Source organism: Vreelandella aquamarina, from assembly GCF_044805175.1.
GTDB lineage: Bacteria > Pseudomonadota > Gammaproteobacteria > Pseudomonadales > Halomonadaceae > Vreelandella > Vreelandella aquamarina_B.
Window position 1 is genome coordinate 38,230 of the sequence record NZ_CP085232.1, and the last position, 13,210, is coordinate 51,439.

General features: G+C 55.4%; 10 protein-coding genes and 3 rRNA genes. 8 read left to right on the forward strand and 5 right to left on the reverse strand.

The features are described 5' to 3' along the window. The first annotated feature begins 62 nt into the window (after positions 1 to 62). The 3 genes from gshB to ruvX all read left to right on the forward strand — a co-directional run bounded on the left by gshB (position 63) and on the right by ruvX (position 2,127). Positions 63 to 1,019, forward strand: coding sequence for a glutathione synthase (gene gshB / locus LG300_RS00175; protein ID WP_404376428.1), 957 nt, complete (start codon positions 63 to 65; stop codon positions 1,017 to 1,019). 67 nt (positions 1,020 to 1,086) lie between these two features. Continuing rightward, on the forward strand, positions 1,087 to 1,644 hold the full coding sequence (locus LG300_RS00180; protein ID WP_404376429.1) for a YqgE/AlgH family protein: 558 nt from the start codon (positions 1,087 to 1,089) through the stop codon (positions 1,642 to 1,644). Positions 1,645 to 1,671: 27 nt separating this feature from the next. Further along, complete coding sequence (gene ruvX / locus LG300_RS00185; protein ID WP_404376430.1) at positions 1,672 to 2,127, forward strand: Holliday junction resolvase RuvX; 456 nt, start codon at positions 1,672 to 1,674, stop codon at positions 2,125 to 2,127. A gap of 12 nt (positions 2,128 to 2,139) precedes the next feature. Here ruvX and LG300_RS00190 read toward each other — a convergent pair whose 3' ends face one another. Then, complete coding sequence (locus LG300_RS00190; protein ID WP_404377950.1) at positions 2,140 to 3,165, reverse strand: aspartate carbamoyltransferase; 1,026 nt, start codon at positions 3,163 to 3,165, stop codon at positions 2,140 to 2,142. A 593-nt stretch (positions 3,166 to 3,758) separates the two neighbouring features. On the opposite strand from LG300_RS00190, the gene LG300_RS00195 reads away from it, so the two are divergent. From LG300_RS00195 to LG300_RS00210, 4 genes are all read left to right on the forward strand, one after another. Next, positions 3,759 to 5,291: ribosomal RNA gene (locus tag LG300_RS00195) — 16S ribosomal RNA — on the forward strand. 309 nt (positions 5,292 to 5,600) lie between these two features. Beyond that, positions 5,601 to 8,492: ribosomal RNA gene (locus tag LG300_RS00200) — 23S ribosomal RNA — on the forward strand. Between the two features lie 134 nt (positions 8,493 to 8,626). Then, positions 8,627 to 8,742, forward strand: a 5S ribosomal RNA gene (gene rrf / locus LG300_RS00205). The 16S, 23S and 5S rRNA genes sit together here, the layout of an rRNA operon. A gap of 112 nt (positions 8,743 to 8,854) precedes the next feature. Next, positions 8,855 to 10,186, forward strand: a complete 1,332-nt coding sequence (locus LG300_RS00210) for a deoxyguanosinetriphosphate triphosphohydrolase (protein WP_404376431.1) — start codon at positions 8,855 to 8,857, stop codon at positions 10,184 to 10,186. 8 nt (positions 10,187 to 10,194) lie between these two features. Here the strand turns inward: LG300_RS00210 and LG300_RS00215 are convergent, their stop codons facing one another. The 3 genes from LG300_RS00215 to LG300_RS00225 form a co-directional block, all read right to left on the reverse strand. Beyond that, entirely contained in the window at positions 10,195 to 11,103 is a 909-nt protein-coding gene (locus tag LG300_RS00215; protein WP_404376432.1) for a nuclease-related domain-containing protein, read from the reverse strand. Positions 11,104 to 11,166: 63 nt separating this feature from the next. Next, positions 11,167 to 11,541, reverse strand: coding sequence for a translation initiation factor Sui1 (locus LG300_RS00220; protein ID WP_404376433.1), 375 nt, complete (start codon positions 11,539 to 11,541; stop codon positions 11,167 to 11,169). Positions 11,542 to 11,558: 17 nt separating this feature from the next. Beyond that, positions 11,559 to 12,257 carry an HAD family hydrolase gene (locus LG300_RS00225; protein ID WP_404376434.1) on the reverse strand — a complete coding sequence of 233 codons (699 nt, stop codon included), beginning with the start codon at positions 12,255 to 12,257 and terminating at the stop codon, positions 11,559 to 11,561. 251 nt (positions 12,258 to 12,508) lie between these two features. On the opposite strand from LG300_RS00225, the gene LG300_RS00230 reads away from it, so the two are divergent. Further along, positions 12,509 to 12,841, forward strand: coding sequence for a hypothetical protein (locus LG300_RS00230; RefSeq protein WP_404376435.1), 333 nt, complete (start codon positions 12,509 to 12,511; stop codon positions 12,839 to 12,841). 9 nt (positions 12,842 to 12,850) lie between these two features. On the opposite strand, the gene LG300_RS00235 is transcribed toward LG300_RS00230, so the two are convergent. Beyond that, a complete protein-coding gene (locus LG300_RS00235; protein WP_404376436.1) occupies positions 12,851 to 13,195 on the reverse strand; it encodes a hypothetical protein in 345 nt (114 codons plus the stop codon). Positions 13,196 to 13,210: the final 15 nt, after the last annotated feature.

Sequence of the window (13,210 nt, forward strand, 5' to 3'; positions counted from 1 at the left end):
TGGAGCCGTGGAAGCAGTGCGGCATACTGATGACCTATTGATCCTGCATGGACTGTATTTCAATGAGCCAATCAACGTTGCATCTCGGTGTGGTGATGGATCCCATCAGCGACATCGCTTACAAGAAAGACACCACCTTAGCGATGCTGTGGGCAGCCCAAGAGCGAGGCTATACGCTCCACTACATGGAGCAGGACGATCTTTTCTTGCAGGCAGGTAAGGCTTACGCGCGGATGCGCCCGCTGAAGGTACATCGTAACCCCGAGCACTGGTACGATCTGGGTGAGGCTACTCACCGGCCACTGGCCGAGCTGGACGTAGTGCTAATGCGTAAAGACCCGCCGGTGGATGCGGAGTTTATCAATGCGGTGCATCTGTTGGGCTTTGCCGAGCGCGAGGGCGTACTGGTGGTAAATCCCACCGCCGCGCTGTTGCAGTGCAATGAGAAGCTCTTTGCCCAGCAGTTCCCCCAGTGCTGCGCGCCGACGGTGGTCGCCAGCCGCGATGACGTGCTACGCGCCTTCCATGCCGAGCATGGCGATGTGATCTTCAAGCCGCTCGACGGCATGGGCGGCACGGGGATTTTTCATATTGGCCCCGATGGCCGCAACATTGGTGCGGTCATTGAGCAGCTGACGCTACGTGGCCAGCGGCAAATCATGGCCCAGCGCTACCTGCCAGAAATCAAGGATGGCGACACGCGGATTCTTTTGGTGGATGGCGAGCCGGTACCCTATGGGTTGGCGCGCATTCCTTCAGCGGGCGAAACCCGTGGCAACCTGGCCGCAGGCGGGCGCGGCGTGAGCCGTGAATTAACTGAGCGCGACCACTGGTTGATCCAGCAAGTACAGCCGATAATTCGTGAAAAAGGGCTGATGTTCGTCGGCCTGGACGTGATTGGCGACTACATCACGGAAATCAATGTAACGAGCCCCACCTGCGTTCGTGAGATTGACGACCAGCGAGGCACCAATATTGCCGGAATGCTGCTAGACGCTATCGAACGTCGCTTGGCCTAAACCGTGAACGTTCTATTCGCCAAATGACGCAAGGCTTGCCGAGCCATCGGCAAGCCGTAGGAGATCCATGCAAAGTTTAAAACACCACTTTTTGATGGCGATGCCCCACTTGGAAGATCCTAACTTCGCGGGCAGCCTGATCTATTTATGTGACCATGACCATAACGGTTGCATGGGCGTAATTGCCAACCGCCCGTTGGAGATCACTCTGGATGCACTGTTTGAGCAGCTCTCTCTCGGCGGTGACGACAGCCCCCATCGTAATGCGCCGGTTTATTACGGCGGCCCCATGCATAAAGACCGTGGCTTTATTCTGCATATCGGAGACAGCCAGGCGTGGGACTCCAGCATCCAGGTGGAAGATGGCATCGCGCTGACCACCTCCATGGATATTCTCCAGGCGCTGGCGGATGGCACCGGCCCTGAGCACTTTTTGGTCTGTTTGGGCTGTGCGGGTTGGGAAGTTGGGCAACTGGAAGAGGAACTCAAAGAGAACACCTGGCTAACCGTCGAAGGTCAAGCCAGCGTGTTGTTTGATACACCCCCAGCGGAGCGCCTGGCGGCAGCGGCGGGTATTTTGGGGGTGGATTTAAATCTGATGACGCGCAACGCGGGTCACGCATAAGACCCAGTGGCGTGGAGTAGGAGCAGCATGGCAGAGCACGGACAGCGCCTAATACTGGCCTTTGATTTCGGCACGCGCCGTATTGGTGTTGCCGTTGGTAACGAACTGCTCAACAGTGCCCGTGAGCTGTCGCCGCTGACGGCTCGGGACGGTATCCCCGACTGGAACGTGGTCACGCGTCTCATCGAAGAGTGGCAGCCAGATCTGTTCGTCGTCGGCTTGCCGCTCAATATGGACGGCACTGAATCATTGATGAGTACCCGCGCACGCAAGTTTGGCAATCGCCTGCACGGTCGCTATGGCAAGCCCTGTGAAATGATCGATGAGCGTGGCTCTACCCGTGAAGCCAAACAGATTGCTCATGCGGCAGGGCACCGGGGTAATTACCGAGCAGAGAGCGTGGATGGCATTGCCGCTGTACTGATCTTAGAAGGCTGGTTCGCCCACCAGGAAGGCCTTCCCGGCGGGCGGAGTGCTTACTAACCCAGCATCGTATTAACGGTCGAGGGTGCCGGTTTGGGAGGGCACGAACCAGCGGACAGGGCGCAAATCCTTCTCGATCAGTTCATCCACTTTTAGCAGCGTGGCAAAAATCGCCATTCGCATGGGGATACCATTATCGGTTTGGCGGAAAATCGCCAGCCTTGGGTCCCCGTTTAAATCGACGTTCAAATCATTGGCGCCAGGGCGGCTATCGCGGGGCAGTGGGTGCATCACGATCGTGCTCTGGCTGCAGCGCTGGTCAAGAAAATCACGGTTGACCATAAAGTCATCGGAAAGCCCCTGGAAGCTCTCGTTCATTTCATCCGTAAAGCGCTCTTTCTGGATACGAGTGGTGTAGACCACATCTAAATCACTAAAGTCGCTGGCCAGCGAGTCGCGTTGCTCGATGCGGTGCCCACGGGAAGCCACTAGATCAATCAAATGGGAGGGCATCTCCAGCCCTGGGGGTGACACCAGCGTAATACGCAGCGGGTCATAGAGCGACAGCAACTTAATTAGCGAATGCACCGTGCGCCCGTATTTCAAATCACCGGTCAGCAGAATATGCGCCCCGCTTAAGCGTTTGCCTAATCGCTGAAACTCCTTATCAATCGTATAGAGGTCCAGCAGGGCTTGGCTTGGGTGTTCGCCTGGGCCATCGCCACCATTAATGACGGGGACATGGGTGGCCGCAGCGAACTCCGCTACCGAGCCTTGATCTGGATGGCGCATCACAATCGCATCGCAGTAGCCACTCATCACTCGGCTGGTGTCATAAAGCGACTCGCCTTTCGCCATGGAAGAGAACGTAAAGCCGGTGGTGTCGCACACGCTTCCCCCCAATCGGCAGAACGCTGCATTGAAGCTCACCCGTGTACGGGTACTCGCTTCAAAAAACAAATTACCCAGCACTGCACCCTCCAGCACCCGGGTCACCTGGCGGCGACTGGCAATCGGCTCCATGCGTGCCGCCACACGTAACAGGTGGTCAACGCTATCGCGATTTAATGAATCGACTGTTAATAGGTGCTGGCTCATCATGGACCTCATCATAGGTAGGCGTGGGTGAAGTGGCCGAATGCCTGTTATTGGTAGTGTGCTAAGTGTAACCGCCAACCAGGCCATTAAGAGAGTGTCTGAGTGGTTTTCAGCAGCAAACGCTGCCCCAAGAAAACTTTTTTCGACTATTTGATAAATAGCTCTTGCCAACCCGGCCGCGAATCCGTAAAGTACGCATCCGCTGCCGGGGACGCCTAGCGTTACCAGCGGTGCAAGAGGTGAAAAACCTCTGGTTTGTCAGGAAGTTAGCGCCGTCTTGTAGGTAGTTTGGATTGCTCGCTTCCCTCGCTAAAAACAGCGGTTGACAAACACCACGGAATGCGTAGAATACGCCTTCCTCGCTGAGGAAACACGGTTCAGGTCATCGAAGCCCGCCTCGCGACACAGCTCTTTAACAATTTGATCAGGTAATTCATGTGGGCGCTTGCCGATGAGGGTGATAAATCACCAAAACATCAAGGCAAGCGACTCGTCAAACAGGCTTCGGCCTAATAAATGAATTCGTTTGACCCTTGAGCCAAGTTTGGTTCGCTTCTGTCGCTTTGGCGACAGGCAAGAACCGCATAGATCTTAAACTGAAGAGTTTGATCATGGCTCAGATTGAACGCTGGCGGCAGGCCTAACACATGCAAGTCGAGCGGTAACAGATCCAGCTTGCTGGATGCTGACGAGCGGCGGACGGGTGAGTAATGCATAGGAATCTGCCCGATAGTGGGGGATAACCTGGGGAAACCCAGGCTAATACCGCATACGTCCTACGGGAGAAAGGGGGCTCCGGCTCCCGCTATCGGATGAGCCTATGTCGGATTAGCTAGTTGGTGAGGTAACGGCTCACCAAGGCGACGATCCGTAGCTGGTCTGAGAGGATGATCAGCCACATCGGGACTGAGACACGGCCCGAACTCCTACGGGAGGCAGCAGTGGGGAATATTGGACAATGGGCGCAAGCCTGATCCAGCCATGCCGCGTGTGTGAAGAAGGCCCTCGGGTTGTAAAGCACTTTCAGCGAGGAAGAACGCCTAGCGGTTAATACCCGCTAGGAAAGACATCACTCGCAGAAGAAGCACCGGCTAACTCCGTGCCAGCAGCCGCGGTAATACGGAGGGTGCGAGCGTTAATCGGAATTACTGGGCGTAAAGCGCGCGTAGGTGGCTTGATAAGCCGGTTGTGAAAGCCCCGGGCTCAACCTGGGAACGGCATCCGGAACTGTCAAGCTAGAGTGCAGGAGAGGAAGGTAGAATTCCCGGTGTAGCGGTGAAATGCGTAGAGATCGGGAGGAATACCAGTGGCGAAGGCGGCCTTCTGGACTGACACTGACACTGAGGTGCGAAAGCGTGGGTAGCAAACAGGATTAGATACCCTGGTAGTCCACGCCGTAAACGATGTCGACCAGCCGTTGGGTGCCTAGCGCACTTTGTGGCGAAGTTAACGCGATAAGTCGACCGCCTGGGGAGTACGGCCGCAAGGTTAAAACTCAAATGAATTGACGGGGGCCCGCACAAGCGGTGGAGCATGTGGTTTAATTCGATGCAACGCGAAGAACCTTACCTACTCTTGACATCCTGCGAATTCGGTAGAGATACCTTAGTGCCTTCGGGAACGCAGAGACAGGTGCTGCATGGCTGTCGTCAGCTCGTGTTGTGAAATGTTGGGTTAAGTCCCGTAACGAGCGCAACCCTTGTCCTTATTTGCCAGCGCGTAATGGCGGGAACTCTAAGGAGACTGCCGGTGACAAACCGGAGGAAGGTGGGGACGACGTCAAGTCATCATGGCCCTTACGAGTAGGGCTACACACGTGCTACAATGGTCGGTACAAAGGGTTGCGAGCTCGCGAGAGTCAGCCAATCCCGAAAAGCCGATCTCAGTCCGGATCGGAGTCTGCAACTCGACTCCGTGAAGTCGGAATCGCTAGTAATCGTAGATCAGAATGCTACGGTGAATACGTTCCCGGGCCTTGTACACACCGCCCGTCACACCATGGGAGTGGACTGCACCAGAAGTGGTTAGCCTAACGCAAGAGGGCGATCACCACGGTGTGGTTCATGACTGGGGTGAAGTCGTAACAAGGTAGCCGTAGGGGAACCTGCGGCTGGATCACCTCCTTAAACGATGACTCCCCCTCGCGGTAAGCGCTCACAATGAATTACCTGATCAGAATGCTGTTGGTACGCAGTGATAAGCGTCTTCTTCATATTGAAAAAAGAGAAAAGACTTTTTAAAGCCCTTTCTTTTTCTTTTGATGGTGACAATACGATTCGTTTATCACTGCTTATAGCAGTCGCTCTTTAACAATGTATATCATGCTGACATGAACGTTTTTTGAAAACGTTCATACGTAAATTGTTAAGTGATACGTCTCAAGCGTATCCGGCAATCGTTATCATTGCGCGATACCAGACCCCTTCGGGTTATAGGGTCAAGCAATGAAGCGCACACGGTGGATGCCTAGGCAGCCAGAGGCGATGAAAGACGTGGTAGCCTGCGATAAGGTTCGGTGAGGTGGCAAACAACCTGTGACCCGGACATCTCTGAATGGGGAAACCCACTCAGCACCAGCTGAGTATCCTACGCTGAATATATAGGCGTAGGAGGCGAACCAGGGGAACTGAAACATCTAAGTACCCTGAGGAAAAGAAATCAACCGAGATTCCCCTAGTAGCGGCGAGCGAACGGGGACCAGCCCTTAAGCGTGTGACGGATTAGGCGAACGTGCTGGGAAGCACGGCCATAGCGGGTGATAGCCCCGTAGCCGAAAATCTGATCACGTGAAATCGAGTAGGTCGGGGCACGAGAAACCTTGACTGAAGACGGGGGGACCATCCTCCAAGGCTAAATACTCCTGGCTGACCGATAGTGAACCAGTACCGTGAGGGAAAGGCGAAAAGAACCCCGGAGAGGGGAGTGAAATAGATCCTGAAACCGTGTGCGTACAAGCAGTAGGAGCGGACTTTGTTCCGTGACTGCGTACCTTTTGTATAATGGGTCAGCGACTTATATTCAGTGGCGAGGTTAACCGTATAGGGGAGCCGTAGGGAAACCGAGTCTTAACTGGGCGACACAGTCGCTGGATATAGACCCGAAACCGAGCGATCTATCCATGAGCAGGGTGAAGGTTGAGTAACATCAACTGGAGGCCCGAACCAGGATCTGTTGAAAAAGATTTGGATGACTTGTGGATCGGAGTGAAAGGCTAATCAAGCTCGGAGATAGCTGGTTCTCCTCGAAAGCTATTTAGGTAGCGCCTCACGTATCACCACCGGGGGTAGAGCACTGTTTCGGCTAGGGGGTCATCCCGACTTACCAACCCGAGGCAAACTCCGAATACCGGTGAGTGCCAGCGTGGGAGACACACGGCGGGTGCTAACGTCCGTCGTGAAAAGGGAAACAACCCAGACCGTCAGCTAAGGTCCCCAAATCCTGGTTAAGTGGGAAACGATGTGGGAAGGCTCAGACAGCTAGGAGGTTGGCTTAGAAGCAGCCATCCTTTAAAGAAAGCGTAATAGCTCACTAGTCGAGTCGGCCTGCGCGGAAGATGTAACGGGGCTAAACCAGGTACCGAAGCTACGGGTTCATCCTCTGGATGAGCGGTAGAGGAGCGTCGTGTAAGCCAATGAAGGTGTGTTGAGAAGCATGCTGGAGGTATCACGAGTGCGAATGCTGACATGAGTAACGATAAAGGGAGTGAAAAACTCCCTCGCCGGAAGACCAAGGGTTTCTGTTCGACGCTAATCGGAGCAGAGTGAGTCGGCCCCTAAGGCGAGGCCGAAAGGCGTAGTCGATGGGAAACGGGTCAATATTCCCGTACCGGACATGATTGCGATGGGGGGACGGAGAAGGCTAGGTGAGCCAGGCGTTGGTTGTCCTGGTGAAAGTCAGTAGGCTGGTGTCTTAGGTAAATCCGGGACGCCAAGGCCGAGAGACGAGACGAAGACACCCCGGTGTCGAAGTCATTGATGCCACGCTTCCAGGAAAAGCCTCTAAGCTTCAGATCATGTGCGACCGTACCCCAAACCGACACAGGTGGTCAGGGTGAGAATCCCAAGGCGCTTGAGAGAACTCGGGTGAAGGAACTAGGCAAAATGGTGCCGTAACTTCGGGAGAAGGCACGCCGGCGTAGGGTAAGGGAACTTGCTTCCTCAGCCCGAACCGGTCGAAGATACCAGGTGGCTGCAACTGTTTAGTAAAAACACAGCACTCTGCTAACGCGCAAGCGGACGTATAGGGTGTGACGCCTGCCCGGTGCCGGAAGGTTAAGTGATGGTGTTAGGCCTCGGCCGAAGCTCTTGATCGAAGCCCCGGTAAACGGCGGCCGTAACTATAACGGTCCTAAGGTAGCGAAATTCCTTGTCGGGTAAGTTCCGACCTGCACGAATGGCGTAATGATGGCCACGCTGTCTCCACCCGAGACTCAGTGAAATTGAAATCGCCGTGAAGATGCGGTGTACCCGCGGCTAGACGGAAAGACCCCGTGAACCTTTACTATAGCTTCACACTGGACGCTGATGTTGCCTGTGTAGGATAGCTGGGAGGCTTGGAAACCCGGACGCCAGTTCGGGTGGAGCCAACCTTGAAATACCAGCCTGGCATCATTGGCGTTCTCACTCAGGTCCGTGATCCGGATCGAGGACAGTGTGTGGTGGGTAGTTTGACTGGGGCGGTCTCCTCCCAAAGCGTAACGGAGGAGCACGAAGGTACCCTCAGCACGGTCGGACATCGTGCAATGAGTGCAAGAGCATAAGGGTGCTTGACTGCGAGACAGACACGTCGAGCAGGTGCGAAAGCAGGTTCTAGTGATCCGGTGGTTCTGTATGGAAGGGCCATCGCTCAACGGATAAAAGGTACTCCGGGGATAACAGGCTGATACCGCCCAAGAGTTCACATCGACGGCGGTGTTTGGCACCTCGATGTCGGCTCATCACATCCTGGGGCTGAAGTCGGTCCCAAGGGTATGGCTGTTCGCCATTTAAAGTGGTACGCGAGCTGGGTTTAGAACGTCGTGAGACAGTTCGGTCCCTATCTGCCGTGGGCGTTGGATGTTTGAGAAGAGCTGCTCCTAGTACGAGAGGACCGGAGTGGACGACCCTCTGGTGTTCCGGTTGTCACGCCAGTGGCATTGCCGGGTAGCTATGGTCGGACGGGATAACCGCTGAAGGCATCTAAGCGGGAAGCCCCCTTCAAGATGAGACATCCCCGAGGCCTTGAGCCTCCTAAAGGGCCCAGCGAGACCAGCTGGTTGATAGGCACGGTGTGGAAGCGCTGCAAGGCGTTGAGCTAACGTGTACTAATGGCCCGTGAGGCTTGACCCTATAACACCCAAGGGGTCTGGGCGCGATGATAACGACGAGTGGACAGCCACTCAGAACACCGGATACGCACAAGCCAGCGAAGGCTTGCCAAAGAGACGTCACTTAACACAGCATGATATGCATTACCCGTTACGCCTGACGACCATAGCACGCGTGAACCACCTGATCCCATGCCGAACTCAGCAGTGAAACCGCTTAGCGCCGATGGTAGTGTGGGGTCTCCCCATGCGAGAGTAGGTCATCGTCAGGCACCTATCCTGCAAAGAACCCAGCCATTAGGCTGGGTTTTTTGTTTGTCTATCGATCCCGTCGTTTTATGTCAGCATTTTTATGTCAGAATGTGCACTCCAAGGAGGAGTGCTATGACACAAATGCAATGGGATCAGTTACTTTCCCCCCGACGCCTTCACGATAAACGGACAGGTAGCTCCCGAGAAATTGGGCGTAGTCCGTTTCATAAAGATCATGATCGCATTGTCTTTTCCGGCTCCTTCCGGCGCTTGGGGCGTAAAACCCAAGTGCATCCCCTCACTGAAAACGATCATATCCATACGCGTTTGACCCACTCCCTGGAAGTTGGTTGTGTTGGCCGCTCCCTGGGAATGATTGTGGGTGAGCTTCTGCGCGACCGCCTCCCCGATTGGATTACGCCCGCCGACCTTGGTGTGATCGTGCAAACCGCGTGTCTTGGGCATGACATCGGCAACCCGCCCTTTGGCCACGCCGGTGAGTACGCTATCCGCGACTGGTTCCGGCGCGCCCAGGGAAGCGGCCTGCTGGATGGCCTGTCAGACGCTGAGCGGGAAGACCTGTTGACCTACGAAGGCAACGCCCAGGGCTTCCGCGTGATCACCCAGATTGAGTACAACCAGTTCAACGGCGGAATGCGCCTATCCGCAGCGACGCTGGGCACGCTTCTGAAGTACCCGTGGACGGTGCGCTATAGCGGACGGGCGGGTAAGTTTGGCTGCTACCAGTCGGAGCAGGCGCTGTTGAAGGAAGTTGCGGATGCAGTTGGGCTGCTTCCCCAAGGGGAGCAGCGCTGGTGTCGCCACCCGCTGGCCTGGCTTGTCGAAGCGGCGGATGATATTTGCTATGCCCTGCTGGACCTGGAAGATGGCCTGGAGATGGGTATTCTGCGCTATGAGGAAGTGGTCGAGATTCTGCGCCAGATTGCCGGCGACTTTCCTCCTGAGTATGCCGAGATGCAGCGTAAAAATGTCTCGCAACGCCGCCGTATTGCCCTGTTAAGGGGGGCTGCTATGGAGCGGGCCGTTAATGAAGTGGGCGCGGTATTTGTCCAGCATGAGCAGGCGCTACTCAGCGGCACGCTAAGTGAAGATTTACTGGAGCTTTGCCACCCTGATTTGGGGTGGGGCGTACGCTCCGCCAAGCAGCTTGCCCGAGAGCGGATTTTCCAGAATGAGCGCAAGGCCAAGCTAGAGATTGGTGCTTATACCACGCTGGGTATCCTGTTAGAGGCCTTTATCGGCGCGGCCCATGAGTTACATCATACCGGCCACAGCTCTTTTAAACACCAGCGGGTGCTGGCGTTAATTGGCGAGAACACGCCGTTACCCTCATGGACGCTCTATGACAGCTACCGGCGGATGTTGGACTTCATTGGCGGTATGACCGACCACTACGCGGTCGATCTTGCCCAAGAGATGGGGGGGCGGCTACGCGGCGACTGAGCCACGTATTACACGGACGGCTGGCGGAGGTGCTTGAGCTCCATCAGTCGTGCCCGCTCCAGCAAGATATGGATGATCTTGTCATGAATGGCATCGCTCATCTGCCCAGGGGTGATTTCGGTGAGCTGCTTAGCAAGCTGCTCGCCACTGACCACCAGAATATCCGGCGAGGCCTCGCTGGTATCAATCTCCCAGCCGGGCAATACTAAAACCCCTTTCACCGGCACCGGTACGCCACAGCGGCGCTCTAGCCACTGGCTGAGCCAGCTAACCCCTTGCCGTGTTTTATGCAGCGGCCGCCGCTCCTGCCAGTGGGGGAAACGCAGCCGCTCACGCTCCACCGCCACGCAGTTCAGCTCTTTGCCATCGGTGCCGATCGCCAGTGCCCTTGCCCTGGTTTCGACAACAAATACGCCGTGGGGCGTGACGACAACATGGTCGATGGTGAAGCTGTCGGTAGGTACATCATGGAAGACGTAGTAAGGATGCGCCTCTGGCCGCACTAGGCGCTCCAACTCCTGCCCCACTGCCAGCTCGCAAGCAAGGCCCAGTTTCAAACGACGAATGCGCTGGTAGTCACGCACCAGCAGCAGCGAAAATGCCAGCACCAGCAGCGTGCTTAGCAGACCGTAAAGAGCCCATTCCACCCAGTCCTGTTTATCAACAAACAGCATACGCCCCATGCCATAGACCAGCGGTGCTAGGCTGACCAGAGGCCCCAATGTACCGTTCAGAAACAGGCTAGAGAATGCTTGGTCCAGGCGGTGGCGAAGCGCTTGGCCTGGCTCACGCAGCGGTGCGGCGAAGGGGGAGTGAACACGGGCATCGTGAAGGCTACGCAATGCTAATACAATGCCGCCCATTGCTGCCATGGGGAACAAGAAGATGAGCGGTAGCAGGTATTCCAACCAAACCATTGTCGTGCCTTGCCCTTTAGCCGTGTGCCAGGGGGGAGAGTGCCTATGAGTGCCCAGAGCGCATCAACCGCCCGCTAATTTTACCTGGTAGCCCATAGAGGTTAAGGCATTGCGCAGCGTTTCGCGATGGTCGCCCTGGATTTCAATCATGCCATCCTTGACAGCGCCACCGGTACCACAGCGCTGCTTAAGCGTCTTGGCTAGCGCCTTGAGTTCAGCGTGGGCAAGCGGTACCCCGCTAATCGTCGTAACGCCCTTGCCTTTGCGCCCGCTAGTTTCCCGGCGAATACGCACGATGCCGTCCAGTGCCGCAAGCCGCTCCTGCTCACTGGTTTCCTCACAGCGGCAGTCATCAATGGGAGCTCGGCAGTCGGGGCAAGTTTTACCATGCTCGGTGGAGTAAACCAGACCACCTAACTGATCACGTAATGAAGCCATGCTAATTCTCTACCATACTAATTCTCTATTGAGTGATAAGGCATTGCAGCCTGCCATCGCTCGTGGGTCAATTGTTCGATAACGGCAGGTAGTTGATACATATTGCTAATCATAATAGCGCCTTCCGGTGTTGCCTCAGCATCGGGAAAGCGATTCAAGTGAATCACAGTCATGCCTGCTTGCAGGGCTGCTTTAACACCCACTAAGGCATCATCAATGGCAATGCAATCCTTGGCTGCAAACCCCATGATACTGGCTGCGTGAAGATGTAAACAGGGCTCAGGCTTCCAACAGTTGGCGGCATAGCCACTAAATAAGCGATTACCAAAATAATCGCTTAGCCCAGTGGCTGTAAGTGCAGTGTGAATTTTGGTTTCTGGCCCGTTGGAGACCACGGCGCTTGGGTAGTGAACGAGAGCATCGAGCGACTCCCGAGCGCCGGGGATAGTCGTTAACTCGTTGGCTAAACGGCTGGCCAGATTAGAGCGCATGGTCTGCTCCATGCGGTTTAACTGGTCCGCATCTACCTCGCCGTAACGAGCTTGCAGCTCGGCCACAATGCGTCGGAAGCGGGCACCACGAAACTCACCCAAGTAATCGGAAGAGGCGAATGGCAAACCCACCGTATTCAGGCCACGGGCCATCTCTTCAGCCAGCAGGGGTTCGCTATCGACGAGGGTGCCATCACAATCAAACAGCAGAAGTGGAAGCGGCATGGTAGTTCCTTGCAGCGTTACAAGCGCTACTCACGTTAGTTTAAGCCGTCTAGACTGCTATTGAACGGGATTTTGCTAGCTTTGTGAACACTGTTTTATAATTTTTTATCAGTCAGCTTGTGCATAGCAGGCTCCCAGCCAGGTCTACTCCTAGGTTAACAGCTCGGTTAACAAGGTAACCCATGTGAATCTTAATGAGGCGGGCTATAGTAGTTAAGCAACGTCACAATAACCATAAAATGGAGCTGGATATGCAATTTCCCCCTTGGCTACTCTCATTTGTGTTTGGCACTGCGCTGATTGCTTCCTCTGGTAGCGTATTAGCCGAGACCGAAGCTGAAACTGACAGCGGGCAGCATCAAGCGCTGGATGATGCGGCGCTGGAAGAGAAGTACGGCATTAAAGCAGGGTCTGTTCAACGAGATGAGCAGCCATCAAACGTGGCTGCTACGGATGAAGCCAGCGCAGAAGAAGGCGCTGACAACGGCGGTGAAGATACCGAAGGTGGTACCGGTGGCACGGGAAGCGCTGAAGACGCCATTGAAAACGGCGAAGATGAGCAGAGCAACGACGATAACGAGTAAACGCGTCGGTTAGCGGGAAAGGCGTCGTGAGTTGGCGCTGCTGCGCCGATGGTAAGGCTTCATGGCTTTCTGGCTGGTAATCCACCAAGGCGCATACTGGCCACTCATGGCGCTGAGCATCGCTTTTTGCATCGCGAGGCCAGCTTCGATGCTGGCCTCGATCTTTTCGGTCACCATACGCTGGTTTTCGCGCATCATGGAGGGGCTAAAAAAGGGCTGTGTTTGCCAAAGCTGTTGGCGCATCGCAATAGTGGATAGCGATGAGCTCCACAGCTCCATCCCCATCATGCCAGCTTTCCATAGATCAAATATGGCTGTGGGCGGTGTGAAGAGGGTCATTGGGGAGTGCTTCATAGTGAGGGCTGCCTA